This window comes from Mycobacterium sp. 1245852.3 (assembly GCF_001669335.1).
Lineage (GTDB): Bacteria > Actinomycetota > Actinomycetes > Mycobacteriales > Mycobacteriaceae > Mycobacterium > Mycobacterium europaeum_A.
Genome location: NZ_LZLL01000386.1, coordinates 43,544 through 68,459, shown reverse-complemented (window position 1 = coordinate 68,459; position 24,916 = coordinate 43,544). Strand labels below are relative to the sequence as shown.

Annotated in this window: 28 protein-coding genes; 9 read left to right on the top strand and 19 right to left on the bottom strand. The window is 68.4% G+C overall.

Annotated elements, in window-relative coordinates:
- Positions 1-317 (top strand): TauD/TfdA family dioxygenase (locus A9W96_RS17535; RefSeq protein ID WP_197499550.1); only part of this gene is annotated, 317 nt, incomplete at its 5' end.
- A 50-nt stretch (positions 318-367) separates the two neighbouring features.
- Here A9W96_RS17535 and A9W96_RS17530 read toward each other — a convergent pair.
- The 3 genes from A9W96_RS17530 to guaB are packed head-to-tail and all read right to left on the bottom strand — an operon-like array spanning position 368 to position 4,908.
- Entirely contained in the window at positions 368-2,113 is a 1,746-nt protein-coding gene (locus A9W96_RS17530) for a GMC oxidoreductase (protein ID WP_067141594.1), read from the bottom strand.
- Between the two features lie 51 nt (positions 2,114-2,164).
- Complete coding sequence (locus A9W96_RS17525; protein ID WP_066866872.1) at positions 2,165-3,304, bottom strand: GuaB3 family IMP dehydrogenase-related protein; 1,140 nt, start codon at positions 3,302-3,304, stop codon at positions 2,165-2,167.
- A gap of 8 nt (positions 3,305-3,312) precedes the next feature.
- Positions 3,313-4,908, bottom strand: coding sequence for an IMP dehydrogenase (gene guaB, locus A9W96_RS17520; RefSeq protein WP_065028373.1), 1,596 nt, complete (start codon positions 4,906-4,908; stop codon positions 3,313-3,315).
- 173 nt (positions 4,909-5,081) lie between these two features.
- Here guaB and A9W96_RS17515 point away from each other — a divergent pair, with 173 nt between their 5' ends.
- Positions 5,082-5,495, top strand: coding sequence for a DUF5319 domain-containing protein (locus A9W96_RS17515; protein WP_007773416.1), 414 nt, complete (start codon positions 5,082-5,084; stop codon positions 5,493-5,495).
- Between the two features lie 9 nt (positions 5,496-5,504).
- Here A9W96_RS17515 and A9W96_RS17510 read toward each other — a convergent pair whose 3' ends face one another.
- From A9W96_RS17510 to A9W96_RS17500, 3 genes are all read right to left on the bottom strand, one after another.
- Positions 5,505-6,278: an anti-sigma-D factor RsdA gene (locus A9W96_RS17510; RefSeq protein WP_197499549.1), complete on the bottom strand. Its 774-nt coding sequence runs from the start codon at positions 6,276-6,278 to the stop codon at positions 5,505-5,507.
- The gene (locus A9W96_RS17505) at positions 6,265-6,843 is read right to left on the bottom strand and encodes a sigma-70 family RNA polymerase sigma factor (RefSeq protein ID WP_066881061.1); all 579 of its coding nucleotides are present in this window, start codon (positions 6,841-6,843) and stop codon (positions 6,265-6,267) included. Before A9W96_RS17505 ends, A9W96_RS17510 begins: the two co-directional genes overlap by 14 nt.
- Positions 6,844-6,933: 90 nt before the next feature.
- Positions 6,934-7,764: a hypothetical protein gene (locus A9W96_RS17500; protein WP_067141585.1), complete on the bottom strand. Its 831-nt coding sequence runs from the start codon at positions 7,762-7,764 to the stop codon at positions 6,934-6,936.
- A 359-nt stretch (positions 7,765-8,123) separates the two neighbouring features.
- On the opposite strand from A9W96_RS17500, the gene A9W96_RS17495 reads away from it, so the two are divergent.
- The 3 genes from A9W96_RS17495 (at position 8,124) to A9W96_RS17485 (ending at position 9,615) form a co-directional block, all read left to right on the top strand.
- A complete protein-coding gene (locus tag A9W96_RS17495; protein WP_064883744.1) occupies positions 8,124-8,432 on the top strand; it encodes a WhiB family transcriptional regulator in 309 nt (102 codons plus the stop codon).
- A 197-nt stretch (positions 8,433-8,629) separates the two neighbouring features.
- Positions 8,630-8,815 carry a hypothetical protein gene (locus A9W96_RS17490; protein ID WP_066866864.1) on the top strand — a complete coding sequence of 62 codons (186 nt, stop codon included), beginning with the start codon at positions 8,630-8,632 and terminating at the stop codon, positions 8,813-8,815.
- A gap of 38 nt (positions 8,816-8,853) precedes the next feature.
- Positions 8,854-9,615, top strand: a complete 762-nt coding sequence (locus tag A9W96_RS17485) for a superoxide dismutase family protein (protein ID WP_066866862.1) — start codon at positions 8,854-8,856, stop codon at positions 9,613-9,615.
- A 64-nt stretch (positions 9,616-9,679) separates the two neighbouring features.
- Here A9W96_RS17485 and A9W96_RS17480 read toward each other — a convergent pair whose 3' ends face one another.
- A complete protein-coding gene (locus tag A9W96_RS17480) occupies positions 9,680-10,264 on the bottom strand; it encodes a TetR/AcrR family transcriptional regulator (protein WP_231999717.1) in 585 nt (194 codons plus the stop codon).
- Between the two features lie 118 nt (positions 10,265-10,382).
- Here A9W96_RS17480 and A9W96_RS17475 point away from each other — a divergent pair, with 118 nt between their 5' ends.
- Positions 10,383-10,811 (top strand): tautomerase family protein, encoded by a 429-nt coding sequence (locus A9W96_RS17475; protein ID WP_067141583.1) that lies wholly within the window; start codon positions 10,383-10,385, stop codon positions 10,809-10,811.
- A gap of 52 nt (positions 10,812-10,863) precedes the next feature.
- A complete protein-coding gene (locus A9W96_RS17470; protein WP_067141581.1) occupies positions 10,864-11,406 on the top strand; it encodes a DUF302 domain-containing protein in 543 nt (180 codons plus the stop codon).
- A gap of 7 nt (positions 11,407-11,413) precedes the next feature.
- On the opposite strand, the gene A9W96_RS17465 is transcribed toward A9W96_RS17470, so the two are convergent.
- Positions 11,414-11,824 carry a Rid family hydrolase gene (locus tag A9W96_RS17465; RefSeq protein WP_067141578.1) on the bottom strand — a complete coding sequence of 137 codons (411 nt, stop codon included), beginning with the start codon at positions 11,822-11,824 and terminating at the stop codon, positions 11,414-11,416.
- Between the two features lie 90 nt (positions 11,825-11,914).
- On the opposite strand from A9W96_RS17465, the gene A9W96_RS17460 reads away from it, so the two are divergent.
- A complete protein-coding gene (locus A9W96_RS17460) occupies positions 11,915-12,316 on the top strand; it encodes a hydrogenase (protein ID WP_066866853.1) in 402 nt (133 codons plus the stop codon).
- A 5-nt stretch (positions 12,317-12,321) separates the two neighbouring features.
- Here the strand turns inward: A9W96_RS17460 and A9W96_RS17455 are convergent, their stop codons facing one another.
- A complete protein-coding gene (locus A9W96_RS17455; RefSeq protein WP_082972383.1) occupies positions 12,322-13,530 on the bottom strand; it encodes an FAD-dependent oxidoreductase in 1,209 nt (402 codons plus the stop codon).
- Between the two features lie 57 nt (positions 13,531-13,587).
- Positions 13,588-15,108: an adenylate/guanylate cyclase domain-containing protein gene (locus tag A9W96_RS17450; protein WP_067141575.1), complete on the bottom strand. Its 1,521-nt coding sequence runs from the start codon at positions 15,106-15,108 to the stop codon at positions 13,588-13,590.
- A 116-nt stretch (positions 15,109-15,224) separates the two neighbouring features.
- Between A9W96_RS17450 and A9W96_RS17445 the strand changes: the two genes are divergently transcribed.
- Positions 15,225-16,058 (top strand): mycofactocin-coupled SDR family oxidoreductase, encoded by an 834-nt coding sequence (locus A9W96_RS17445; protein ID WP_066866341.1) that lies wholly within the window; start codon positions 15,225-15,227, stop codon positions 16,056-16,058.
- An 18-nt stretch (positions 16,059-16,076) separates the two neighbouring features.
- Here the strand turns inward: A9W96_RS17445 and A9W96_RS17440 are convergent, their stop codons facing one another.
- The 9 genes from A9W96_RS17440 to alr form a co-directional block, all read right to left on the bottom strand.
- The gene (locus A9W96_RS17440) at positions 16,077-17,597 is read right to left on the bottom strand and encodes an adenylate/guanylate cyclase domain-containing protein (RefSeq protein ID WP_067141609.1); all 1,521 of its coding nucleotides are present in this window, start codon (positions 17,595-17,597) and stop codon (positions 16,077-16,079) included.
- Positions 17,598-17,694: 97 nt separating this feature from the next.
- A complete protein-coding gene (gene groL, locus A9W96_RS17435; RefSeq protein WP_066866337.1) occupies positions 17,695-19,314 on the bottom strand; it encodes a chaperonin GroEL in 1,620 nt (539 codons plus the stop codon).
- 136 nt (positions 19,315-19,450) lie between these two features.
- A complete protein-coding gene (groES, locus tag A9W96_RS17430) occupies positions 19,451-19,753 on the bottom strand; it encodes a co-chaperone GroES (protein WP_064950356.1) in 303 nt (100 codons plus the stop codon).
- 247 nt (positions 19,754-20,000) lie between these two features.
- Entirely contained in the window at positions 20,001-21,026 is a 1,026-nt protein-coding gene (gene tsaD, locus A9W96_RS17425) for a tRNA (adenosine(37)-N6)-threonylcarbamoyltransferase complex transferase subunit TsaD (protein ID WP_067141572.1), read from the bottom strand.
- Positions 21,023-21,496 (bottom strand): ribosomal protein S18-alanine N-acetyltransferase, encoded by a 474-nt coding sequence (rimI, locus tag A9W96_RS17420; protein WP_066881077.1) that lies wholly within the window; start codon positions 21,494-21,496, stop codon positions 21,023-21,025. The genes tsaD and rimI overlap by 4 nt, the downstream gene beginning before the upstream one ends.
- Entirely contained in the window at positions 21,493-22,116 is a 624-nt protein-coding gene (gene tsaB, locus A9W96_RS17415; protein ID WP_067141570.1) for a tRNA (adenosine(37)-N6)-threonylcarbamoyltransferase complex dimerization subunit type 1 TsaB, read from the bottom strand. Before tsaB ends, rimI begins: the two co-directional genes overlap by 4 nt.
- Positions 22,113-22,619 (bottom strand): tRNA (adenosine(37)-N6)-threonylcarbamoyltransferase complex ATPase subunit type 1 TsaE, encoded by a 507-nt coding sequence (gene tsaE / locus A9W96_RS17410; RefSeq protein WP_156765290.1) that lies wholly within the window; start codon positions 22,617-22,619, stop codon positions 22,113-22,115. The genes tsaB and tsaE overlap by 4 nt, the downstream gene beginning before the upstream one ends.
- On the bottom strand, positions 22,612-23,724 hold the full coding sequence (locus A9W96_RS17405; RefSeq protein ID WP_066866330.1) for an alpha/beta fold hydrolase: 1,113 nt from the start codon (positions 23,722-23,724) through the stop codon (positions 22,612-22,614). The genes tsaE and A9W96_RS17405 overlap by 8 nt, the downstream gene beginning before the upstream one ends.
- On the bottom strand, positions 23,714-24,880 hold the full coding sequence (gene alr, locus A9W96_RS17400) for an alanine racemase (protein ID WP_067022016.1): 1,167 nt from the start codon (positions 24,878-24,880) through the stop codon (positions 23,714-23,716). Before alr ends, A9W96_RS17405 begins: the two co-directional genes overlap by 11 nt.
- Positions 24,881-24,916: the final 36 nt, after the last annotated feature.

Here is a 24,916-nt window from a genome sequence, read left to right as displayed (position 1 = left end):
AGACCGGCGAACGCACCCTGGTGGCCGGTGACTTCGTGCGCGGCTTCGTCGGCCTGGACAGCCACGAGTCAACCGCCCTCCTGGAGCTGCTGCAGCGGCGAATCACCGTGCCGGAGAACACCATTGGCTGGAACTGGGCGCACGGCGACGTCGCCATGTGGGACAACCGCGCCACCCAGCACCGGGCGGTCGACGACTACGACAACCAGCCCCGGCTGATGCACCGCATCACCCTGATGGGCGACGTCCCGGTCAACGTGCGCGGCGAGCGCAGCCGGGTGGTCAGCGGCGCGCCGCTTCAGGCGCTGGCGAGTTAATGGTGACGACCCGCAGCGCCCGGCTACGCCGCGCTCGCGATCGTCACGAGTTAACTGGCGTCGGCGGTGGAGCTGATGTGATTGCTCGGCAACCAGCGCAGCGCGCCGGGCGCGGTGGCCGGGACGACGGGCGCCTTGGGCGGGATCGGCTCCAGCCGGCGATACGGCTGGCTCTGCGCCGGGCGCTGGTCGTCCTCACCGGCATTCGGCCACAACGACGCGGCCCGCTCGGCCTGGGCGGTGATTGACAGCGAGGGGTTGACGCCCAGGTTCGCCGAGATCGCCGCGCCGTCCACCACGAACAGCGTCGGGTAGCCGTAGACCCGGTGATACGGGTCGATCACCCCATGCTCGGCGTTGTCGCCGATCACGGCGCCGCCGAGGAAATGCGCGGTCAGCGGGATGTTGAACAGCTCTCCCCAGGTGCCGCCGGCCACGGCGTCGATCTTGTCGGCGATGCGCCGGGTGACCTGATTCCCGACCGGGATCCAGGTCGGGTTCGGCTCGCCGTGGCCCTGCTTGCTGGTGTACCAGCGGATGCCCAGCCTGCCGCGTTTGGTGTAGGTGGTGATGGAGTTGTCCAGGTGCTGCATGACCAGGGCGATCAGCGTGCGTTCGCTCCACTGACGGACGTTGAGCAACCGCATCATGCGACGCGGATCCTCGCGGGCCTGGTCCAACAGTTGCTTCCAGCGCGGCACGTCGCTGCCTTCGGGGCCGGTTCCGTCGGTCATCAGCGTCTGCAGCAGCCCCATCGCGTTGGAGCCCTTGCCGTAGCGGACCGGCTCGATGTGGGTGTCCGGCGTCGGGTGGATCGACGAGGTGATCGCCACCCCGTGCGTCAGGTCGAGGTTCGGGTCGACCTCAAGCTTCCCGGCGCCGACGATGGACTCGGAGTTGGTGCGGGTGAGCACGCCCAGCCGATCCGACAGCCGCGGCAGCAGACCCTGATCGCGCATCTTGAACAGCAGGTGTTGGGTGCCCCAGGTGCCGGCGGCCAGGATCACCTGCTTGGCGGTGTAGGTGCGCCGGTCGCGGCGCAGCCAACTGCCGGTGCGCACGGTGCGAACCTCCCACAGGCCATCAGGACGCTGCTCGAAACGCTTGACCGTGGTCATCGGGATCACCTGCGCCCCAGCAGATTCCGCGAGAGCCAGGTAGTTCTTCAGCAGGGTGTTCTTGGCGCCGTAACGACAACCGGTCATGCAGCAACCACATTCCAGGCAGCCGGTGCGCTCCGGCCCCGCGCCACCGAAGTAGGGGTCCGGCACGGTCTTGCCGGGGGCCTTGGTGCCGTCGGGGCCGAAGAACACGCCGACGGGAGTCGGCACGAACGTGTCGCCGCAGCCCATCTCGTCCGCCACCTGTTTGACGATCCGGTCGGCGTCGGTGAAGGTCGGGTTCTCCACCACGCCGAGCATCCGCTTGGCCTGCTCGTAGTGCGGCATCAGCTCGTCGCGCCAGTCCGTGATGTGCGCCCACTGCTGGTCTTTGAAGAACGGCTCCGGCGGCACGTACAGGGTGTTGGCGTAGTTCAGCGAGCCGCCGCCCACCCCGGCGCCCGCCAGGATCAGCACGTTCTTCAGGGGGTGGATCCGCTGGATGCCGTAACAGCCCAGCCTCGGCGCCCACAGAAACTTGCGCAGATCCCAGGACGTCTCGGCGAAATCCTCGTCGGCGTATCGCCGCCCGGCCTCCAATACGCCGACGCGGTAGCCCTTTTCGGTCAGCCGCAACGCGCTGACGCTGCCCCCGAAACCCGAACCGATGATCAGTACGTCGTAATCCGGCTTCATCGCACCAGTATGGCCTTACCGGCGGGTAACAAGCCAGCGACCCTCACCGGGCTAGCTACCGACGGTCAGGCCGACCTTCTGGAACTCCTTGAGGTCGCAATAGCCGGCCTTGGCCATCGACCGCCGCAGGCCGCCGACCAGGTTGAGGCTGCCGAACGGATCGTCGGACGGTCCGTTGAGCACCTGCTGCAGCGGCGGGCGCTCACCGACGGCGATCTGCAGCAGCGCCCCGCGCGGCAGCGAGGGGTGCGCCGCGGCGGCGGGCCAGAACCAGCCCTCGCCCAGCGCCTCGGCGGACTCGGCCAGCGGCGTGCCCAGCACCACCGCGTCGGCCCCGCAGGCGATGGCCTTCGCCAGCTCGCCGGAGGTGTGGATGTCGCCGTCGGCCAGCACGTGCACGTAGCGGCCGCCGGTCTCGTCGAGGTATTCGCGCCGCGCGGCGGCGGCGTCGGCGATCGCGGTGGCCATCGGCACGCTGATGCCCAGCACCTCGTCGCTGGTGGTCACTCCCCTGGTCGCGCCGTAGCCGACGATCACGCCGGCGGCGCCGGTGCGCATCAGGTGCAGCGCGGTGCGGTGGTCCTGCACGCCGCCGGCGACCACCGGCACGTCGAGCTCGGAGATGAAGGTCTTGAGGTTCAGCGGTTCCCCGGCTCCATCCCTGTCTTGGGCCACCCTTTCGGCCGAGACGATGGTGCCCTGGATGACCAGCAGGTCGATGCCGGCCTGCACCAGCACCGGCGTCAGCGCCTGGGCGTTCTGCGGGCTGACCCGCACGGCGGTGGTGACGCCGGCGTCGCGGATCCGGGCGATCGCGGAGCCCAGCAGGTCCGGGTTCAGCGGGGCCGCGTGGAACTCCTGCAGCAGCCGGATGGCCGCCGAGGGCTCGGGCTCCTTGCTGGCCGCCTCGACGAGTTGGGCGATCTTGGCCTCGACGTCGGCGTGGCGCCCGATCAGTCCCTCACCGTTGAGCACGCCCAGGCCGCCGAGCTTGCCGAGCTCGATCGCGAACTCCGGCGACACCAGCGCGTCGGTCGGATGCGCGAGCACCGGAATCTCGAACCGGTAGGCGTCCAGCTGCCAGGCGGTCGAGACGTCCTGCGAGGAGCGGGTGCGCCGGGACGCGACGATGCTGACTTCGCTCAGTTCATAGCTGCGCCGGGCGACGCGGCCCATCCCGATCTCGACCATCTCCGGCCTCAGCGTGCGTAGTAGTTGGGGGCTTCGACCGTCATGGCGACGTCGTGCGGGTGGCTCTCCCGCAGCCCGGCCGCCGTGATCCGGACGAACTGCGCCTGCTGCAGCGCCTCGATGCTCGGCGAGCCGGTGTAGCCCATCGCGGCGCGCAGGCCGCCGGTCAGCTGGTGGATCACCGAGGACAGCGGGCCGCGGAAGGGCACCCGGCCCTCGATGCCCTCGGGCACCAGTTTGTCTTCGGAGAGCGCGTCGTCGGCGAAGTAGCGGTCCTTGGAATACGACTTCCCGCTGCCCGAGCCGCGTCCGGCCATGGCGCCCAGCGACCCCATCCCGCGGTAGCTCTTGAACTGCTTGCCGTTGACGAAGATCAGCTCGCCGGGGGCCTCGGCGGTGCCGGCCAGCAACGAGCCGAGCATGGCCGTCGACGCGCCGGCGGCCAGCGCCTTGGCGATGTCACCGGAGTACTGCAGGCCGCCGTCGGCGATCACCGGCACGCCCGCCGGGCCGCACGCCGCGACCGCCTCCAGAATCGCGGTGATCTGTGGCGCGCCGACGCCGGCGACCACCCGCGTGGTGCAGATCGAGCCCGGCCCGACGCCCACCTTCACCGCGTCGGCGCCGGCGGCGACCAGGGCCGCGGCCGCCGAGCGGGTGGCGACGTTGCCGCCGATCACCTCGACCTTCTCGCCCACCTCGGCCTTGAGCTTGCCGACCATGTCGAGCACCAGCCGGTTGTGCGCGTGCGCGGTGTCCACGATCAGCACGTCGACCCCGGCGTCCACCAGCATCATCGCCCGGACCCACGCGTCACCGCCGACACCCACGGCGGCGCCGACCAGCAGCCTGCCGTCGCTGTCCTTGGTGGCCAGGGGATGCTGTTCCGTCTTGACGAAGTCCTTGACGGTGATCAGCCCGGTCAGCCGGCCGTGGCCGTCCACGATGGGCAGCTTCTCGATCTTGTGGCGGCGCAACAGCCCCAGCGCCGCGTCGGCGGACACGCCCTCCTGAGCGGTGATCAGCGGGGCCTTGGTCATCACCTCGGCCACCTTCTTGGTCTGGTCGACCTCGAACCGCATGTCGCGGTTGGTGATGATGCCGACCAGGGCGCCCGACTCGTCGACCACCGGCAGGCCGGAGATGCGGAACCGTGCGCACATCGCGTCGACCTGGGCCAGGGTGTTGTCCGGGCGGCAGGTGACCGGGTCGGTGACCATCCCGGCCTCCGAGCGTTTGACCATTTCGACCTGGCCGGCCTGCTCGGCCACCGGCAGGTTGCGGTGCAGGACACCCATGCCGCCGGCCCGGGCCATCGCGATGGCCATCCGCGACTCGGTGACCGTGTCCATCGCCGAGCTGACCAGCGGCACTTTGAGCCTGATCTTCTTGGTCAGCTGGCTGGAGGTGTCCGCGGTGGCGGGCACCACGTCGGAGGCCGCGGGCAGCAGCAAGACGTCGTCGAACGTCAGCCCGAGCATGGCGATCTTGTGCGGGTTGTCACCCCCGGTGGGCACCGGGTCGTCGACCAGGCCACCCACCCGCACATACGCACTGCCGACGAGGTCAGAGCTGTCTTCCAGGTGGGACGTGCCACGGGTCATCAGAGGGGCCCTCCATACGATGCGGCGTGAGAGAACCATCCTATCGGCTTGCCTGTCCCTGCCGTCCGCTTGCTCGGGCGCGCCGCGCGCACCAAACGGCGCGACGGAACCATCCGGCATGGCGAGTAGCCGCCTGCTGGCGTTATCCGGGGCGGGCTGCGTAGGCTAGAGGCGTGCGCGACCACCTCCCACCGGGTTTGCCGCCCGACCCTTTCGCCGACGACCCCTGTGATCCGTCGGCGGCCCTGGAAGCCGTCGAGCCAGGCCAGCCCCTGGATCAGCAAGAGCGAATGGCCGTCGAGGCCGACCTCGCCGATCTGGCCGTGTACGAAGCGCTGCTGGCGCACAAGGGTATTCGCGGACTGGTGGTCTGCTGCGACGAATGTCAGCAGGATCACTACCACGACTGGGACATGCTCCGGGCCAACCTGCTGCAGCTGCTGATCGACGGCACCGTGCGCCCGCACGAGCCCGCCTATGACCCCGAGCCGGACGCCTACGTCACGTGGGACTACTGCCGCGGGTATGCCGACGCGTCGCTCAACGAAGCGACCTCGGACGCCGACGGTTTCCACCGCCGGCACTGATTTAGCGGCTCACTGATTCGGAATCAGCGGCGCCACCGGCGGTGGCGTCCGGCCGTGATGGTGATGCTTACCCACTGACGGACTCGGCTGCGGGCTCGGCGCGGCCGGCGGCGTCAGCGGTGCGGGTGGCGCCGCGGGGATCGCGGCGGAGGCCGGGCCGACCGGCGCCGCGGGAGGCGGGGCGACTGGGAGCGTAGCGTTCGGGTCGCGCGCGTCGACCTTCGCGTTCAACAGCTTCAGCTGGTCGGTCAGTTCCTGTTTGCTGGCCGGGTCGTCGATCGAGGCCACCAGGCTGCTCACCTCGGTCAGCTGATTCTTGGCCTGGTCCCACTGGCCGCGGTCGATCGATTCCTGCACCTTCGCCAGATCGGCCTTGGCGGCCAGCATCTCCTGCTTTTCGTGGACCTGCGGCTGGTCGAAGAACATCGCGTGCAGCCCGTACAGGGTGCCGCCGGGCCGGGCCTCGACCACCATGGCGCCGAAGCCGCTGAGCACCATCAGCGCCGCGGCCACCGATCCGACGACGGCCAGTCCGCGATGGCCGCGCCGCCGTTCGGCCAGTCCGGTGCGCAACGCGTTGACGGCCTCTTCGGGCGTCACCAGGGCGCTGGCCGGCGGCCACCTCAGGTTGTCGCGCCAGTCCTCCAGCAGTGTGGTGAGCACCTGAAAATCAGGGTCGTCGGGATCCTCGACCTGGCTCCCGGAGACCGGCCGGCGCTGGGCCAGCGCATCGAGCAGCAGGTCGGTGCGGGCGAATTCGTCCAGGGAGTCAGGCACAGTCACCTGCCGCGATCATCTCGGATTTCAGCCGCGACAGCGCGCGGTGCTGGGCAACTCGGACGGCCCCGGTGGTGCTGCCGACGGCGGTCGCGGTCTCCTCGGCGGACAGGCCGACGACGACGCGCAGGATCAGGATCTCGCGTTGCTTGGCGGGCAGGATCTCGAGCAGTTCGCTCATCCGGCTCACCGAATCCGCTTCGATCGCAAGCTGTTCGGGCCCCGCATCGTTCGACCAGCGATCGGGAATCGATTCGGTGGGATAGGCGAGATCGCGTCCGGCAGCGCGGTGGGCATCGGCGACCTTGTGGGCCGCGATGCCGTACAGGAAGGCCAGGAATGGACGCCCGCGATCGCGATAACGCGGCAGCGCCGTGATAGTCGCCAAGCACACCTCCTGCGCCACGTCATCCGCTGACAGGCCACCCCGATCGACGGTGCCGACACGCGCTCGGCAATATCGCACGACGATCGGACGGATGGTCTCCAGCACCTCCCTCAATGCGTTGTGGTCGCCGGTGACGGCCTTGGCGACCACAGCGTCGAGACGTTCCCCTGCTGGAATTGTCATCGACGGTGATATCTCCAACGTTACGAAGCGGACACATCGCGGGCCAACCGGGCTAACTAACGAAATGACAATAACGGTCGGGAGGCCGTTTCAAGCGGAACGCCACGTTCCACCGGCGCGCCGCACCTGGCCTGCGCAGACATCGCGGATTTCGTGCAGTTGGTGTGCCACAAACGTGACGCTTCCGATATCGATCAGCAAGCAAGCCAGCGCCCAACGCAGTGGCAGCAGCCCTAACCGGCCCGCATCCGTCAGCGCGGCGTCCGCTACCGCGCGGGCACGCTCGAGGTCGCCCGCGCAGCACAGCGCGGCGGCCAGCACGACTTCGCTTTTGACCCGGTGGCGAGGCGATGCGACCGTCATGGCCGCCGCCAGCTCCACGCCTTCGCCGGCGTGGCGGACGGCGGCGTCGCCTTCGCCGCGGGCCATCTCCAGTTCCGCGGCCACCCATCGTCGGCGCACCGGCAGCCGATCGGGCACCGCCGCTTCGGAATTCGGCGACGCAAGCAGCGGATCGGTGCGCGCCAGCAGCGTCGCCGCGGCCGCGAAGCGCCCGACGCCCAGCGCGTCGGCGGCCAGCCCGATCAGCGCGTCGGCGCACGCCTCGGGGTCGCCGCCGGCCAGCGCCAGGGCGCGCCCGTCCCAGCCCCGCGCCACACCGTGCCAACCGAGCTGGCGCAGGAACGACCCCTGCGTGCTCCTGCCCAGCGACGCCATCCGCCCGGTGGGCGCGATGCGCCGCAGCACCGCGAGGTCGCGGTAGGCGGCGCCGTAGCGCCCCTGGCCCCCGGCCGCCACGGCGCGCAGCCACAGTTCCTCCGGCGTCGTCGCCGACGGCAGCGGCCAGTCGGCGGGGCGGTCCCCGAAGGCGGCGTCGGCCAGCCGCCGCCCAATCACGGAAGTGTGACGAGTTTCAATCACAATGATGTAGTAAACAGTTTGTGGTCTTCATGTTACCGAACCGTTAATCACTATAGCCCATGGATAAATTCGCCTTATCCCCCTACCACGCGCTGAGCTGGGCAATCTCGTTTCGGCCAACCGCCTGGTAGCACGGCATACGTTTCGCAATTTCAATCGAGATGAACGCAAAGTTAATTCTGCTCCAACGGGCACATACTTTGCCGGGCTAAGTGGCTATTGACGGAAATTCACCGCCGCCCCTAACGTCTACGCATGACGGGTAGTCATCGGTGACTCCACTCCACTTAATTTAAGTTGCACCCAACCGCTTTCACGAACCTGACCTCGAGCGGGCGGTGCAGAGAGGGAACGAACCAATGCCACAGCCGGAGCAGCTACCTGGACCCAACGCCGACATCTGGAATTGGCAACTGCAGGGCTTATGCCGCGGCGTTGACTCGTCGATGTTCTTCCACCCCGACGGTGAACGTGGCCGGGCCCGCATGCAGCGCGAGCAGCGCGCGAAGGAAATGTGCCGGCAGTGCCCGGTCATCCAGGAGTGCCGGTCGCACGCCCTCGAAGTCGGTGAGCCCTACGGGGTTTGGGGCGGCCTGTCCGAGTCCGAGCGCGACCTGCTGCTCAAGGGCGACATCGGCCGGGGGCGCACCATCCGCCGGTCGGCCTAAGTCCCGCACGGCGCGCGCGATTTGCGCCCGCCCCAATGGATTCGAGCGAGGACACGCGCGACGCGGATGTTCGGGCGCACCACCCGGCCGCATCGAACCCCCTCGACAACTGTTCGAGTCCGCGGCCGCAGGGCCCTGCCGAGGTCGCTGGGCCGGTAGGCTTGGTCGCCGGGGACGCCTAACGGAGGGGAACGCAGATGGCCGACACCGCGGCAGATCGCGCTATTAACAACGTCTTTGAGGCCGTGAACACGACGGCGACCCACCTCGGCCGCATCGTGGGTTTGATCGCCGGCGCGGCGGGGCGGGCCGCGCAAGAGGTGGTCGACCTGGTTTGGGACTACCGCGACCTGGCCAGCGAGGTGCGCAAACCCGCGGAGTAGGCCGTTTCGGCGCGGGCCAATGTGGGTAGGCACCGCAAATGAACAAGGCCGCATGCTTTGCGGTCGCGGCGTTCACCGCGACCGTGGCCTCGCTAGCCGCGTGCTCGAACCAGCAAGGCAGCCAGCCCAATACGTCACCGTTGACCAGCTCGACCCCCGGCGCGGAGCGGCTGACCACCCAGCTGAAGACCGCCGACGGCAGTCCGGTGGCCAACGCCACGTTCGAATTCGCCAACGGCTATGCGACGGTGACCGTGGAAGCCGGACCCAACCAGGTGCTCAGCCCCGGTTTCCACGGGCTGCAGATCCACGCGGTCGGCAAGTGCGAGGCCAATTCGGCTGCGCCGAGCGGCGGCTCGAGCGGGGACTTCGACTCCGCCGGAAGCGTTTACCAGGCGGCCAATCACACGAGTTACCCGGCCAGCGGCGACCTGACCGCCTTGCAGGTGCGCTCCGACGGTTCGGCCAAACTGGTCACCACCAGCAACGCGTTCACCTCCGCTGACCTGAGAAACAGTGCGGGCACCGCGCTGATCATCCACCAGACTGCGGACAATCTAGGCAGCACCGCCCCGACGGGTGAATCCGGCAAGCGGCTGGCCTGCGGTGTGATCGCGGCGTCGTCGACCACCACAACCTCGTCGACCACCAGCGTCACGACCAGCACCACCACCACCGTGGTGCCGCCGGCATCCACCAGTACGAGCACCAGCACCGTCACGGTCACCAGCAGCCCGACCCTGACGTCGACACCGACCACGACCGTCACGACACCGCCTACCTTTTCTCCCGGGCGCTGACGCTCGAGCCACCATGAAAGGGAACACCCCCGATCCGCAAGGGATCGGGGGTGTTTCGCGTCGCCTAGTCGGCATCGGCGACTGCGGTCAGTTGGGTGATCGCTGTGTCGAATGGCTCGGGACTACGCAGGGCGCGGCCGAGGATCAGCGCGCCCTCCACATTGATCCACACACTCGTTGCCAGCTGCACGGCCCTGTCGTGGCTCAGGCCTTTCTCGGTGAGCCGGGCGGCGAGCGTGGTGATCAGATCCTGGAAGGCTCGCCGCGTCACATCGCTGAGTTGGTCGGACGCGGGCGTCGACTCGATGACGATGGGAGCGACCGCGCACCCCTCGCGGTAGTTGCTTGACACCAGTTCATCGCGTTCGCGCCCGATAAACGCCGCGATCAGTTCAGCGGCGGTGCGGGTGTTGGCCGCCGCGCGGTTGATGTCTGCGATGCGGTCGGAAGCGTGCAGAAGGGCGACCTCGCTGGCGAGTTCTTCCTTCCCGCCCGGGAAGTGAAAGTAGATCGACCCGCGCGGGGCGGCGCTCTCGGTGACGACGTCCGACAGGGCAGTGCCGAGGTAACCGTGTTCGCGGAACAAGCGCCGCGCGGCGGCGGTCATCCGCGCCTTGCTGTCACTCTTCCTTGGCATGTCGTCCATCATACATAGTTCCTTGCCGGCGCCCGGATAGCGCAGTAATCTCGGCTCTAGTTGTAAGTATGTCGCACGACATAGTATCTCTGTTCGCCGGAGCCTCGCTCCGCACCACGAAAGGAACGCCATGCCCGTCTACCAGTGCTACAGCCCGAAGGGCCTACTGACCCGGTCCGCGAAAGCCAAGATCGCCGAGGAGATGACCACCATGTACTGCGACGTCACCGGAGCGTTGGCGTCGTGGGTCAAAGTGCTTTTTCACGAACTCCCCGAGGGCGACTGCTTCACGGCCGGCAAACGGGCAACGCAGTCGTTGATTCTCGGCTTCAACCGCCACGGACGTGACCTCATGACGCGGCAGGCAATGCTGCGTCAGCTCGCGCAGATCTGGACGCGTAACTCGGGCCAGCCCGAGGCCGACCTATGGATCTCGATCGCCGAAGTCGATCCCACGAATGTCATGGATGCCGGCTTGTTCATCCCCGCGTCCGGCCACGAGCGCGAATGGCTCGAGCAGAACCGGACCAGGCTTGCCGAACTGGGAATTGCGTCCTGACAAGCGCTGCCTTCCAACGTATTTCGATAAACAACTGTAACGAGGAAACACCATGACCAAATCACTGCACGGATCGATCGAGACGGCCTCACATCTGGTCGACCGGTTGACGATCCAGATCGACGACACGTTCGACGGGTTCAAGAATCGCTACGAGCAAGCGGTGCCCGCTTTCCAGAGCGAGATATTCGACTCCCTCATCGAACGAGAAGCTGACTGGCAGACCGTTCTAGAGGCCACCGCCCAGAACGCGCCGCACGGCTTCATTCTCTATTGGTCACACGATTTCACGTCGCTGATGCGGCTGGCCGGCGACCGCGGCCGGTGCGTCGAGTACCTGATGGGCAATCACACGATCGCGCAGAAGATGTACCGGTACAACCCGGCCGTTCTGCTCTATGCGCCGTTGCGCACTGCCATTGTGGAGGACGCCGACGGCACCACATGGTTTACCGTTGACCAACCCAGCACGCGGTTCAGCAGCTTCAACACACCCCAAATCACCACGGTAGGAATCGAATTGGATCACAAGCTGGCCACGTTGCTGGAGCATCTCGGCGCCTCCGTGCCGGCCGGACTCACCGCACCGCGTTAGTCACGGCTCAGACGACCGCGGTGACTTGGATCTCGACGCGCATCTTCGGACTCGCCAGCGCGGCGACGCCGATGCATGTCCACAGGGGCGCGTGCTCGCCCATCCGCCGGCGAAACTGTTCGACCATGGTGTCCAGGTGCTCGGACCCGATCCGGCCATCCGCTCCGGGGACGTGATAGGAGTGCACGTGCACCACGTCGCGCCAGGAGGCTCCCGCCGTCGACAACGTTCGTTCGACGTTGTCGAAAGCCGCAATGATCTCGTCGCGCGCCGACTCCGGATAGCGCCAGTGCTCGTCCCACCCTCCCTGCCCGGCCGTCTCCACCCGGTCCCCGTAGCGAACGGCCTGCGCATAGTGGAACTCCCGGAGCTGGTGGTCGCCATAGCCGGGAGTGATAGAAAATATCGGCCTACCCATGGGGGCCATCTTCGTCGCCGACCGCGTCGCGGGTACTCGCTTCGCCCGCAATCGACCGCAGGCGCCGCCAAACGCCCCTAGTGTGCTGACATGCAGACGCTGCTGTTCACCCTCGGGCTGGTCTTGTTCCTGCTCGGACTGTTCACCGGATTGCCCCTGCCCGTGTTGAAAAACCGGCGCATGGCGCTGTCGAGTCACCTCGAGGGGGTCCTCAACGGCATGTTCCTCGTGTTGCTGGGCCTGCTCTGGCCGCACGTCCACCTGCCCGAGGCGTGGGCAATCACGGCGGCGGCCCTCGTCGTCTACGCCGCCTACGCGAACTGGTTGGCGACGCTGCTCGCGGCGGCATGGGGCGCCGGCGGCAGGCTCGCGCCGATCGCGACCGGCGACCACGAGGCCTCGGCGGCAAAGGAGAAGTTGGTCAGCGTCCTGCTGGTCTCCCTGGCGCCGTGCATCGTGGTCGGCGTCGTCATCGTCATCGCCGGGCTCTGACGGCGCTACCGGGAGTGCACATCCGGCGTGCGGACATGCTCGGGACGAAAACCACGTCCGACGAAAATCGGCGGAATCGCTTGCAGCGGACCCATACCCACGATCTTGGGGACGCGAATCGGGGACAGGTCACCGCTCAAGTTGGGCGCGATCGCCCTGTCCTGCATGAACACCTGAAAAGCCTGGACGATCCGGGTGGGTAGCTCGCGCCGCCGCTGCACTCTCGCGAGGTCTTCGTCGGTCACCCGGCCCTCGCGCAGCGGGGCGCACAGGACGTTGGCCGCGGCCACCGCGTCGGCCACCGCGAGGTTGATGCCGACCCCGCCGGCCGGCGACATGGCGTGCGCCGCGTCGCCGATGCACAGCAGGCCCGTTCGCCACCACGTCGCGAGCCGATCCACCCGCACGTCGAGTTCGCTGGTGTCGTCCCACGAACTCAGGTCGTTGACGTGCTCTCGCAGCCGCGGTTGCGCGGTCGCGATCCGCTCCTTGAACTCCTCGAGGGATCCCTGCCGCGGGTTCGATCCCTTCGGCATCAAATAGGCGATCTGCCAGTAATCGCCCCGGTAGATCATCGCCATCATCAGGCCCTTGCGCAGCACCGCGAACAGTTCCTGGGGGTCGCCGGGACGCCATTTCAGCCGGAACCACAGCACATCCATCGGCGAGTGCGCCGCTGCGGTCTGCAGCCCCGCCGCGGCGCGCACCGCGGACTTGCGTCCATCCGCGGCGATCACCAGCTGGGCGCGCACCTCGAGGTCCGGCGTGCGCACCCCGGCCACCCGGTCGCCTTCGACCATGACGTCGGTGACCTCGGCATTGCGAAGCAAGGTGAATTCGGGGTAGGCAGAAGCCTTTTCGGCGAGGAAGTCGAGGAAGTCCCACTGCGGCATCATGGCGATATAGGGCTGCCGGAAACCGAGCCGCTTGAGCACCTTGAAATTGCCGAAGGTGCGAATGGAGCCGTCGGTGTCGAAGGCGACCCGGTCGATCTTGGTGTGCGGTAGCCGCAGGAACTCGTCGATGAACCCCAGCTCGTCCATGATCCGCAGGGTGGACGGGTGCACGGTGTCGCCGCGGAAGTCGCGCAGGAAGTCGTTGTGCTTCTCCAAGACCACGACCCGGATTCCGGCCCGGGCGAGCAGCAGAGCATGAACCATCCCGGCGGGACCGCCGCCGGCAACACACACCTCGGTCTGCAGCACTTGCGTCATGGGCGGGACTCCTCGTGGAGTGTGGAATACGAGTGCAGACTACGGCATCGACACCGTCTACGACGTCGCCGCCGACGCGGGGCCGATGCCGAACACCTGCACCTCGGCCGACTTTCCCTTCAGGGCGTGAAAACCCCTGGCCGTCAGTCCCATTGGCGGGGACCGCAGCGCGTCGACGGTCTGCTGGGTCAGCAGGATCGCGTCCCCGGTGGTTTTGGTGAGCTGTTCGACGCGGGCGGCGACGTTCACGGCGTCGCCGATGAGCGTGAATTCGAGTTTGCCCCCGCCGCCGATGGTTCCGGCGATCACCGCACCGGTGTTGATCCCGATGCCGACCCGCACTGCTCCGCCGAATCGTTCGGCTACCAAGTGCTGAATGCGCAACGCCGCGCTCGCCGCCGCGTCGGCATGATCGGCAAGATCGTTAGGGGCGTTGAAGACGGCCAGCGCGCCATCGCCGAGGAACTTGTTGACATGGCCACCGGCATCGACCACCGCAGGCACCACTATCTCGAACAAAGCATTAAGCCGGGCGACGGCGTCCTCGGCAGTGTTGGCCTCGGCGAACGGGGTGAAATCGCGGACGTCGACGAACATCACCGTCACCTCGCGGCGCTCCCCGGAAAACACATCGTCACCCTGCTCGAGCAGTCGGGCGGCCAGAGCCGGGTCGACATAGGTCCCGAACGCGCCCTGAAGTCGTTGCCGCTCAGCCAAACCCGCCTGCATGCGATTGAACGACGCGGCCAACGCGCCGAGGTCGTCGTCCTGGACCACTGGCAGGCGCCGGCTGTAGTCGCCGGCGGCAACGCGTTCGGTTCCCTCGGCGAGGTCGCGAATGGGTCGAAGGGACGGTGCGAAGATGGCGCCGACGCTGACCGGCATGGTGAAGCCGATCAATAGCACGCTCCCGATCCCGATGGCCAGCAGGGGCGCATCGACGACGCGGGCGAACACGATCGCGACTATCGCGGCGGTGACGGCGTTCGTGAACGCGACCGACAGCATGGACACGTTCGCCCAGGCGGCGAAGGTCGGCCGAGAGCGCGGCAGGGAATCACCGATCCCGCTGTCACCGGTGATGGCGGCCCGCACCGGCCGCAGCGCCCCTTCCACGTAGCTGTGCACGGAGGCCAGCTGGGCGACGCCTCCGATGACGGCGCCCAGCACCGCGAACTGCACCAGCCGCGACCCGCTCGCCCCGGCGATCACACCGACACCGCCGAACAGCAGCGCGGCCCAGACCGCGGTGACACCCACGGCCCGGGCGGCGCACCCGCGCGCGAAGACATAGGTCTGCTCCAGCGCCCTGGCCGCGTCGACCTCGCGGCCGGCCGCCCACCGCTCGGCAAGGCGCAGGCGGCCTAGGCCGGGAAGTACCACCAGGTACTGCAGCACCAGCATGCCGACCAGGGTGACCGCGGCCGCCTCGACGTAGTGATCCGACTTCTGGAACGCGACAACGACAAACGACCATCCGAGGAAGGTCGGCGCCCCCAGGACGACGGTGATCGCGAAGGCCACCCACGTATACCTCGCGCCGTGCCGATCCCACGCCCATTGCCAGATGCGGTCCATGCCGCGAAAGTAAACGCCGAGATGCCGCCGAGCATGAGCAAAAGCGAGTAATCGATTACCCGATCAAACCCGAGCCGCTCGGCGGATACTCGGCTCACAACCGAAGGGAGAGCGTCATGTCGAAGCAATTCGATGGGAAGGTCGCGTTCATCACCGGCGCCGCCCGTGGGCAAGGTCGGTCGCATGCGGTGCGGTTCGCCGAGGAGGGTGCCGACATCATCGCCGTCGATCTCTGCGGTCAGATCGACAGTGTCGCCTACCCGATGACCACCCCAGAGGATCTCGACGAGACCGTCAACCTGGTCGAAAAGACCGGCCGCCGGATCGTCGCAGCGCAGGGCGACGTCCGCGATTTCCAGGTGCTACGAACCGCAGTCGCCAACGGCCTGGCCGAGTTCGGCAGAATCGATTTCGTACTCGCCAACGCCGGGATCCTGCCGGGGGTCGGCGAACAGCGCCATGACATCGCTGCCTTCGTCGATTCGGTCAGTGTGATGCTCAACGGCGTGTACTACACGGTCGAGGCGGCCCTGCCCGGGATGCTCGACCATGGCGAGGGCGGGGCCATCGTGATCACGAGCTCGACCGCTGGGTTGAACAGCCTTTGCCCGACGTTCAGTAGCCGCAGCCACGGCTTGGCCGGCTACCACGCAGCAAAACACGGCGTTGTCGGCCTGATGAGGTACTACGCAACCTCCCTGGCGGAGAAAAACATTCGCGTCAACACGGTGCATCCGACCGGGGTCGCGACGCCGATGATCGTCAACGAACCTTTTGCCCAATTGATGGCCGAGCATCCCGAAGGTGCATCAGCGTTGCAGGCGCCGCTGCCGGTAGAGCTCATCGAAGCCGCGGATGTGAGCGAGGCGATGGTCTACCTCTGTGGGCGCTCGGGCCGCTATATCACCGGAGTCACATTGCCGGTGGACGGCGGGATTTCGGTGAAGTAGTGCGCGGCACCACCGCCTTCACTCGACGCGACGAACCGCTGTATCGAGCCCGAAGACGTTGACAGCGGCTGACTTGCCTTTCAATTCGTGGGATCCCCGGTCGACGAGTCCGGCCGGTCGAGAAGCCAAGGCGTCGACGGTCTGCTGGGTCAACAGGATCGCGTCCCCGGTGGTCTTGGTGAGCTGTTCGACGCGGGCGGCGACGTTCACGGCGTCACCGATGAGCGTGAATTCGAGTTTGCCTCCGCCGCCGATGGTTCCGGCGATCACCGCACCGGTGTTGATCCCGATGCCGACCCGCACTGCTCCGCCGAATCGTTCGGCTACCAAGTGCTGAATGCGCAAGGCCGCGCTCGCCGCCGCGTCGGCATGATCGGCAAGATCGTTAGGGGCGTTGAAGACGGCCAGCGCGCCGTCGCCGAGGAACTTGTTGACATGGCCACCGGCATCGACCACCGCAGGCACCACGATCTCGAACAAAGCATTAAGCCGGGCGACGGTGTCCTCGGCAGTGTTGGCCTCGGCGAACGGGGTGAAGTCGCGGACGTCGACGAACATCACTGTCACCTCGCGGCGCTCGCCGGTGAAGACGTCGTCACCTTGCTCGAGCAGTCGCGCGGCTAGAGCCGGGTCGACATAGGTCCCGAACGCGCCCTGAAGTCGTTGCCGCTCAGCCAATCCCGCCTGCATGCGGTTGAACGACGCGGCCAACGCGCCAAGGTCGTCGTCCTGAACCACTGGCAGGCGCCGGCTGTAGTCGCCCGCCGCAACCCGTTTCGTCCCTTCGGCCAGGTCGCGAATCGGCCGCAGCGAAGGCGCGAACACCGCGGCGACGGTGATAGGTACCGCGAAGCAGAGGATCATCCCGGCCGCGATCAGGAGGTAAAGCAGCGGGAAACGTCCAGCTCGCTCGAAAACCACCGCCAGCAGCGCACTTGAGAGGGCGAACGTGAACGCGACGCCGAGCATGGAGACGTTCACCCACGCCGCAAAGCTCGGATGAGACCGAGGCAGGGAGTCGCCGATTGCAGTGCTATCAGCGATAGCAGACCTGGCCGGCCGCAGCGCCGCTTCCACGAAGCTGTGCACACCGATGAGCTGGATGCCCGTTCCCATTGCGGCGCCCATGATCCCGTATTGGACCAGCCGCCACCCCGACGCCCCGGCGATCCCAGCCACGACGACCAAGAGCAGGGCAGCCCAGACAGCGGTGACCACCACGGCTCGGGCAATTGTCCGCCGGCCCCACCTGTAGGTGGAGTGCAATGCCCGCGCCCGATCAACATCCCGGCCGGCCGCCCAACGGTCCACGACACCACTGCCGCCCCGGCCAGGAAGCACGAGCATGTACACCAGCACCAACCCGGCGACAATGTTCACGGTGACGGTCTCGACGTAGTGGCCAGATCCTTCCAGAGCGACAACACAGAACGACGGAAGAAGGAAGATCGGCAGGGTCAGGGCGTAGAGGACCGCGCCAATCGCCCACGAGTATCTCGCCTTATACCGATCCCACGCCCACTGCCAGATGCGGTCCATGCCGCGACCGTAGACGCTCAACCGCGGCTCGTGGGCGCGGTCAGCTAACAAACAAGCGCCCCCGGCCATGCAACCGGGGGCGCTTGTCGTCGTTCACTCAGTGGTGGTGGTGATGACCGTGGCCATGGTCGTCGGCCTCCTCGGCCGGCTTGTCGACGACCGCCGTCTCGGTGGTCAGGACCATCCGGGCCACCGACGCGGCATTGAGCACCGCCGAGCGGGTGACCTTGACCGGGTCGATGACGCCGTCGGCGATCAGGTCGCCGTAGGTCAGCTTGTCCGCGTTCAGGCCGTGGCCGTTGGGCAGCTCGGTCACCTTGTGCACCGCGACCGCGCCGTCGAGCCCGGCGTTGGTGGCGATCCAGTACAGCGGCGCCGCCAGCGCCTCGGAGAAGACGCCGACACCCAGTGCCTGGTCGCCGCTCAGCGATGCGCGCAGCGTCTCCAGCGCCTTGCGGGTCTGCAGCAGCGCCGAGCCGCCACCGGCGACAATGCCTTCCTCGACAGCCGCTTTCGCGGCCGCGACGGCGTCCTCGACGCTTTCCTTGCGTTCCTTGAGCGCCGTCTCGGTGGCCGCGCCCACCTGGATCACCGCCACACCGCCGGCCAGCTTGGCCAGCCGCTCCTGCAGCTTCTCGCGGTCCCAGTCGGAGTCGCTCGCCTCGATCTCGGCGCGCAGCTGCTTGATGCGGTTGGCCACCGCATCCTTGGTGCCGCCGCCGTCGACGATGACGGTGTCGTCCTTGCTGACCACCACGCGGCGGGCGGAGCCCAGCACGTCCGTGCCGACCTCGCGCAGCAACAGGCCCGCGTCCGGGTTGATCACCTGGCCGCCGGTCACGATCGCCAGGTCCTCCAGGAACGCCTTGCGGCGGTCGCCGAAGAACGGCGCCTTGACCGCGACGGCCTTCAGCGTCTTGCGGATGGAGTTGACGACCAGGGTGGCCAGCGCCTCGCCCTCGATGTCCTCGGCGATGATCAACAGCGGCTTGCCCGATTCGGCGACCTTCTCCAGCATCGGCAGCAGGTCAGGCAGCGAGCTGATCTTGTCCTGGTGCAACAGGATCACCGGGTCGTCGAGCACGGCCTGCTGGGAGTCGAAGTCGGTGACGAAATACGCCGACAGGAAGCCCTTGTCGAAACCGACGCCCTCGGTGAACTCGAGCTCGGTGCTCAGCGTCGAGGATTCTTCGACGCTGACCACGCCGTCGGTGCCGACCTTGGTCATCGCCTCACCGACCAGCTCACCCAGCAGCTGGTCGCGCGAGGACACGGTCGCCACCTGCGCGATCGCGTCCTTGCCGGAGACCGGGGTGGCCGCGGACAGCAGCGCCTCGGACACCGCGTCGGCGGCCTTGCTGATCCCCGCCCCCAACTCGATGGGGTTGGCGCCGGCCGCGACCAGCCGCAGGCCGCCCTTGACCAGCGCCTGCGCCAGCACGGTCGCCGTCGTGGTGCCGTCGCCGGCGACGTCGTTGGTCTTGGTGGCCACCGACTTCACCAGCTGGGCGCCCAGGTTCTCGAACGGGTCTTCCAGGTCGATCTCACGCGCGACGGTCACACCGTCGTTGGTGACCGCCGGGCCACCGAATGCCTTGGCCAGCACCACATGCCGGCCGCGCGGCCCGAGCGTCACCCGTACCGCGTCGGCGAGCGTGTTCACGCCCGCCTCGATGGCGCGACGCGCGGTCTCGTCGTACTCAATGATCTTGCTCATCAGGCTCCTTGTTTGAATGGTGGCGACCCGCTTCGCCCGGCTTCGCCGCGCTTGCGATCGCCACTAGCCCCAAACGCATGCCGCCCCGGAAATCACCCGCGCGGGACGCGGGGATCGCCGGGGCGGAACACGGTTCTTACTTGGAGACGACAGCCAGCACGTCGCGTGCCGACAGGATCAGGTACTCCTCGCCGCCGTACTTGATCTCGGTGCCGCCGTACTTGCTGTAGATGACGGTGTCGCCTTCCGAGACGTCCAGCGGGATGCGCTTCGCGCCGTCTTCGTCCCACCGGCCGGGGCCGACTGCGACGACGGTGCCTTCCTGCGGCTTCTCCTTGGCGGTGTCAGGAATGACCAGACCAGACGCGGTCGTGGTCTCGGCCTCGTTGGCCTGCACGAGAATCTTGTCCTCGAGTGGCTTGATATTCACCTTCGCCACGATTGGAGCCTCCACTGTTGGGTCGGGTCCGGGACGCGCCCGGACCGGAGTTGACGGCCGGCACGGGTTGAGCCCGCACCTTCCGAGTTATCAGGTGTTCGGCATTCGTCCGCGCCCGAGCGCCGTCGTCGCGGGTGCCGACACAGGGCTTGGCCGATTGCCACCTAGCACTCTATACATGCGAGTGCTAGCACTCAAGGGCCCCCTGCTGCTTCTCCAGCGTCGGCGTGTCCGCGCTCAGCGAACATCAACTCACCTGCGCTTTCACCACGGGCAGCCCCGGGTCGCTGGGCACGTCCAGCGCCGACGGCGGCGCCCCCGCGGCGACCAGATGCGCCGCGAACGAGGCGATCATCGCCCCGTTGTCGGTGCACAGCCGGGGCTTGGGGATGCGCAGCGTCAGGCCCGCCTCGGCGCAGCGCCGCTCCGCCAACTCGCGCAGTCGAGAATTGGCGGCCACCCCGCCGGCGATCAGCAGGGTCCGCACGCCCAGCCCGGTGGCGGCGCGCACGGCCTTTTTGGTGAGCACGTCGGCGACGGCCTCCTGAAAGCCGGCCGCGATGTCGGCGTTCACCGCGTCGGGGTGGCTTTCCAGGTAGCGCGCGACGGCCGTCTTGAGGCCGGAGAAGCTGAACGCGTAGGGGTCGTCACGCGGCCCGGTCATGCCGCGCGGGAAGGCGATCGCGTCGCGATCACCCGTGCGGGCCAGCTCGTCGAGCACCCTGCCGCCCGGGTAGCCGAGCCCCAGCAGCCTCGCCACCTTGTCGTAGGCCTCGCCGGCGGCGTCGTCGACGGTGCTGCCCAGCTCGACGATCGGCTCGCCGAGCGAACGCACGTGCAGCAGGTGGGTGTGGCCGCCGGAGACCAGCAGCGCCACGCACTCGGGCAGCGGCCCGTGCTCGTAGACGTCGGCGGCCAGATGCCCGCCCAGGTGGTTCACCGCATAGAAGGGCACCCCCCAGGCCGCCGAATAGGCTTTGGCCGCAGCGACTCCCACCAGCAGGGCGCCGGCCAGCCCGGGCCCGATGGTGGCCGCGACGACGTCGGGCCTGTCCAGCCCGGCGGTCGACAACGCGCGGCGCATGGCCGGTCCCAGCGCCTCCAGATGCGCGCGTGAGGCGATCTCGGGCACCACGCCGCCGAACCGCACGTGTTCGTCGACGCTGGAGGCCACCTCGTCGGCCAGCAGCGTCACGGTGCCGTCGGGGTCCAGCCGGGCGATGCCGACTCCCGTTTCGTCGCAGGAGGTTTCGATGGCAAGAATGGTTGTCATGCGCCGTGGGCCTCCCGCCGCATCGTGTACGCGTCGGCGCCGCTGACCCGGTAATAGCGGCGGCGCAGGCCGATCTGCTCGAACCCGACGCTGGTGTACAGCCCGATGGCCGCCTGGTTGTCGGTGCGGACCTCCAGGTACACGGCGCCGCCGTCGGCGAACCTCAGCAGCTCGTCGAGCAGCCGGCGGCCGATGCCCCGGCCCTGGTACGCCGGATCCACGCCGATGGTGTGCACCTCGTATTCGTAGGGCGGGGTGCGGCCCAATCGCGAGATGCCGGCGTAGCCGACCAGCGTCTCGCCCACCCGCGCGCCCACGTAATGGTTGTGGGCACTGGCCAATTCGCGATGGAATGCCGCCGCGGGCCACGGGTCGTCGCCGTCGAAGAGCTGCGCCTCCAGCTCGGCGCAGCGCTGGGCGTCGGCCCGGGTCAGGCCGCCGAGGGTCGCGGGCTCGCTGTGGGCGGTCATCGCCGCGTGGCCAACGGTTTGGCGTCGGGCCGACGCAGGTACAGGGCCATCAGCGGCTCGGGGTCGACGGACCAATCGGCCACCGCCGCAACCAGTCCGGCCGGTGTCGGGCAGCTCGGTTCACCCACCGGCAAGCCGAACAGGGCGGCGTGTTCGGGTGAGCCGGCGACGGCCGCCGCGGTACCCGGGTCGACGTCGGCCGGCGCGTTGACGGCCGGGCCGTGGGTGCGCACGCCGTCGCGGTAGCGGGCCCAATAGACCTCGCGGCGGCGGGCGTCGGTCACCACCAAGGCGTCCCCGCTGGTCCGCACGCCGATCGCGTCCAGGCTGCACACGCCGCGCACGGGGATGCCGAGTGCGTGCCCGTAGGCGGCGGCGGTGGCCATGCCCGCGCGCAGGCCGGTGAACGGGCCCGGTCCGCAGCCCACCACGACGGCGCCCAGGTCGGCCATCGTCAGCCCCGAATCGGCCAGGGCAGCAAGGACATTCGGGGTGAGGCGTTCGGCGTGGGCCCGGGCGTCGACGGTGACCCGCTCGGCGAACACGCACAGGTCGTCACGCCGCACCAGGCCGGCCGTCACCGCCGGGGTCGAGGTGTCGAGGGCAAGGACGATCGTCATGACTCGCCCCCGGTGTCGGCGTTGTCGGCGTTGTCGGCCCACCGCCAGGTCGCGATCCGCACGTCGGATCCGGTGACGCGCTCGAGCCGGATGTCCAGATGCCGCTCGGCGAGCCGCTCGACCAGGCCCTCGCCCCATTCCACCACCACGACAGCGTCGTCGAGATCGCTGTCCAAGTCCAGCGAATCGAGCTCGGCGAGCAGATCGGCGCCCTGATTGTCGGTGTGGTCGAGCAGCCGGTACATGTCGACGTGAATCATGGCCGGGGCGCCCGCGCGCCGCGGCGGATGCACGCGTGCCAGCACGTAGGACGGCGAGGTCACCGGCCCGTCGACATCCATCGCCGCCGCAATCCCCTTGGCCAACACGGTCTTTCCCGCCCCGAGCGGACCCGAGAGCACCACCACGTCCCCCGCCCGCAGGTGTTGCGCCAGCCGCGAGCCCAGCGCCATGGTGTCCTCGACCCGGTCACAGGTCGCGGTGCCGCCGTCGAGTTCAGCCACGGCGCCGCAACCTTTCTCGCATCCGCCGCATGCGCAGCGCCGCCTTGCCCGGGGTGGCCCGCCGAACCAGTCGGACCAGCCCGCCGTTGATGGCGTCGGGCTTGTCCAGCAGCGCCAGGTGGCTCGCGCCGACGACGATGACCAGCTCGGCCTGCGGCAGGCTGGCGGCCATCTTGCGCGAATATTCATCGGGGGTGAGCAGGTCGTGGTCGCCGCACGCGATCAGCGTCGGGACCCGCAGCAGCGTCCACAGCCCGGCGGTCTCGTCGTGCTTTTCCAGCGCGTCCAGAAAGCCGACCATGGTGGGGATCGGGGTGCTGTTCATCATCCGCTGCGAGAACGCGTCCAGGCTGCGGCTGACCTGCAGGTCGCTGTAGGAGGCGGCCCGCAGCACCGGGCCGATCAACGACCGGGACACGTTGCGCCCCCTGTGCATCAGCTTCGGCGCGGACCGCGCGGCGACCCGAACCGCTTCCAGCGCAGGATTTTTCAGGATCTCGCCCAGCGGTGACCTGGACACCCCTTCGGCCGCGGACGAAATCAGCGCGGCGCCCACGATGCGGCGTCCGTATTGCTCGGGGAACTGGCGGGCGTGGGACAACACCGTCATGCCGCCCATCGAGTGGCCCACCAGCACGATCATTCCGCGCGGTGCCACCACGTTCAGCACGGTTTGCAGGTCCCTGCCGAGTTGGGTCAGCGTGTAGGTCTCGGGGTCGGCCTCGCCGGACCTGCCGTGGCCGCGCTGGTCGTAGAACACCATCCGGACGTCGGGGCCCAACTGCTCGGGCAACCGGGTGCGCTGAAAATGAAACGCGCCCATCTGCAGGCAGAACCCATGGACGAAGACCAGCGTCAACGGCGCATCGGCCGGGCCGGTATCGCGCACCGCCAGCGGAATCCCGTCGGGCGTGGTCACCACCAGGCCGGCGTCGTCCTCGAGCCGGTTGAAATCCTCGTTCGCATAGGGGTCTTCGACCGTGGCGCGCTGGGTCATCGACCGGCGGGCCGAGGCGCCGATGATGGTGGCCACGGCGGTTACCCCCGCGCCTCCCGCAAGCCAGGCCCTGCCCTTGCGGCGCCTGCGGGGTTCCTCAGGACTCAACGGTTCGCGCCTCGCGGTAGGTCCTGGTGATCCGCCCGCGGGGGCTGGTCACGACTTCGTAGTGGATGGTGCCGAGCAGGTCGGCCCAGTCCTGCGCGGTGGGCTCGCCGCTCGCGCCGGACCCGAACAGGATCGCCTCGTCGCCTTCGGCCACGTCGATGCGCCCCGGGCCGAGGTCGACGACGAACTGGTCCATGCAGATCCGCCCGACGCCCGGGCGCCGGCTGCCGTTGATCAACACCTCGAGCCGCCCGCCCAGCGACCGGAAGATGCCGTCGGCGTAACCGACCGGCAGCAGCGCGAGGTTGGTGTCGCGCTGCGCGGTCCAGGTGTGGCCGTAGGACACGCTCTCCCCCGCGCGGATCGACTTCACCAGCGCCACAGAGCATTTCACCGTCATCGCCGGCACCAGACCCATGTCGCCACGCTCGGGCACCGGGCTCAGCCCGTAGATCGCGATGCCGGGGCGCACCATGTCGAAGGCCAGGTCGGGACGAGACATGGTGGCCGACGAGTTCGACAGGTGCGCCACGTCGAACCGCACGCCCTGATCGCGCGCCTGGGCCAGCAAGGCGGCGAAGCGTTGGGCCTGAAGGTTGTTCACGGGGTTGGCGGGCTCATCGGCGTAGACCATGTGCGACATCAGACCCCGCAGCACGACGGCCTCCTCGGCGACGGCCCGGCGCAGCGCGGTCAGCAGCGCGGGGTATTGCGCGGGCGGCACCCCATTGCGGTTCAGTCCGGTGTCCACCTTGACGGTGACGGTCGCGGTCCGTCCGGTGCGGCGCGCCGCGTCCACCAGGTCGTCGAGTTGGCGCTCCGAGGACACGGCGATCTGCACGTCGGCCAGCAGCGCGGGGCCGAAGTCGATGCCGGGCGGGTGCAACCAGGCCAGCACGGGCGCGGTGATGCCGTCCGCGCGCAGCGCCAGGGCCTCGGCGATGGTGGCGACGCCCAATTCGGCCGCCCCCGCGGCCAGCGCGGCGCGCGCCGTCTGGGCGGCCCCGTGGCCGTAGCCGTCGGCCTTGACCACCGCCATCACCTGCGCGCCGCCGGCCTGCTCGCACAGCAGCCGCACGTTGTGCTCAATCGCGCCCAGGTCCACCAGGGCCTCGGCGAGGACGCCCGGGGTCAGGGATATCGGCGTTGCGGACACGGCAGCCATTGTCCCAGAGCGCTCGGCGCCTCCGGA

Excerpts from the sequence above, each read along its gene's own strand:
- guaB (WP_065028373.1), bottom strand. The coding sequence starts at position 4,908 with ATGACCCGTGGCACGTCCCACCTGGAAGACAGCTCTGACCTCGTCGGC.
- tsaB (WP_067141570.1), bottom strand. The coding sequence starts at position 22,116 with ATGACGATCGTCCTTGCCCTCGACACCTCGACCCCGGCGGTGACGGCC.
- A9W96_RS17480 (WP_231999717.1), bottom strand. The coding sequence starts at position 10,264 with ATGATGGACGACATGCCAAGGAAGAGTGACAGCAAGGCGCGGATGACC.
- tsaD (WP_067141572.1), bottom strand. The coding sequence starts at position 21,026 with ATGACAACCATTCTTGCCATCGAAACCTCCTGCGACGAAACGGGAGTC.
- A9W96_RS17490 (WP_066866864.1), top strand. The coding sequence starts at position 8,630 with ATGGCCGACACCGCGGCAGATCGCGCTATTAACAACGTCTTTGAGGCC.
- A9W96_RS17525 (WP_066866872.1), bottom strand. The coding sequence starts at position 3,304 with ATGGTCGAGATCGGGATGGGCCGCGTCGCCCGGCGCAGCTATGAACTG.
- A9W96_RS17455 (WP_082972383.1), bottom strand. The coding sequence starts at position 13,530 with ATGACGCAAGTGCTGCAGACCGAGGTGTGTGTTGCCGGCGGCGGTCCC.
- A9W96_RS17470 (WP_067141581.1), top strand. The coding sequence starts at position 10,864 with ATGACCAAATCACTGCACGGATCGATCGAGACGGCCTCACATCTGGTC.
- groL (WP_066866337.1), bottom strand. The coding sequence starts at position 19,314 with ATGAGCAAGATCATTGAGTACGACGAGACCGCGCGTCGCGCCATCGAG.
- A9W96_RS17440 (WP_067141609.1), bottom strand. The coding sequence starts at position 17,597 with ATGGACCGCATCTGGCAGTGGGCGTGGGATCGGTATAAGGCGAGATAC.
- A9W96_RS17530 (WP_067141594.1), bottom strand. The coding sequence starts at position 2,113 with ATGAAGCCGGATTACGACGTACTGATCATCGGTTCGGGTTTCGGGGGC.
- A9W96_RS17495 (WP_064883744.1), top strand. The coding sequence starts at position 8,124 with ATGCCACAGCCGGAGCAGCTACCTGGACCCAACGCCGACATCTGGAAT.
- A9W96_RS17475 (WP_067141583.1), top strand. The coding sequence starts at position 10,383 with ATGCCCGTCTACCAGTGCTACAGCCCGAAGGGCCTACTGACCCGGTCC.
- A9W96_RS17445 (WP_066866341.1), top strand. The coding sequence starts at position 15,225 with ATGTCGAAGCAATTCGATGGGAAGGTCGCGTTCATCACCGGCGCCGCC.
- A9W96_RS17460 (WP_066866853.1), top strand. The coding sequence starts at position 11,915 with ATGCAGACGCTGCTGTTCACCCTCGGGCTGGTCTTGTTCCTGCTCGGA.
- A9W96_RS17465 (WP_067141578.1), bottom strand. The coding sequence starts at position 11,824 with ATGGGTAGGCCGATATTTTCTATCACTCCCGGCTATGGCGACCACCAG.
- A9W96_RS17485 (WP_066866862.1), top strand. The coding sequence starts at position 8,854 with ATGAACAAGGCCGCATGCTTTGCGGTCGCGGCGTTCACCGCGACCGTG.
- A9W96_RS17450 (WP_067141575.1), bottom strand. The coding sequence starts at position 15,108 with ATGGACCGCATCTGGCAATGGGCGTGGGATCGGCACGGCGCGAGGTAT.
- rimI (WP_066881077.1), bottom strand. The coding sequence starts at position 21,496 with ATGACCGCCCACAGCGAGCCCGCGACCCTCGGCGGCCTGACCCGGGCC.
- A9W96_RS17505 (WP_066881061.1), bottom strand. The coding sequence starts at position 6,843 with ATGACAATTCCAGCAGGGGAACGTCTCGACGCTGTGGTCGCCAAGGCC.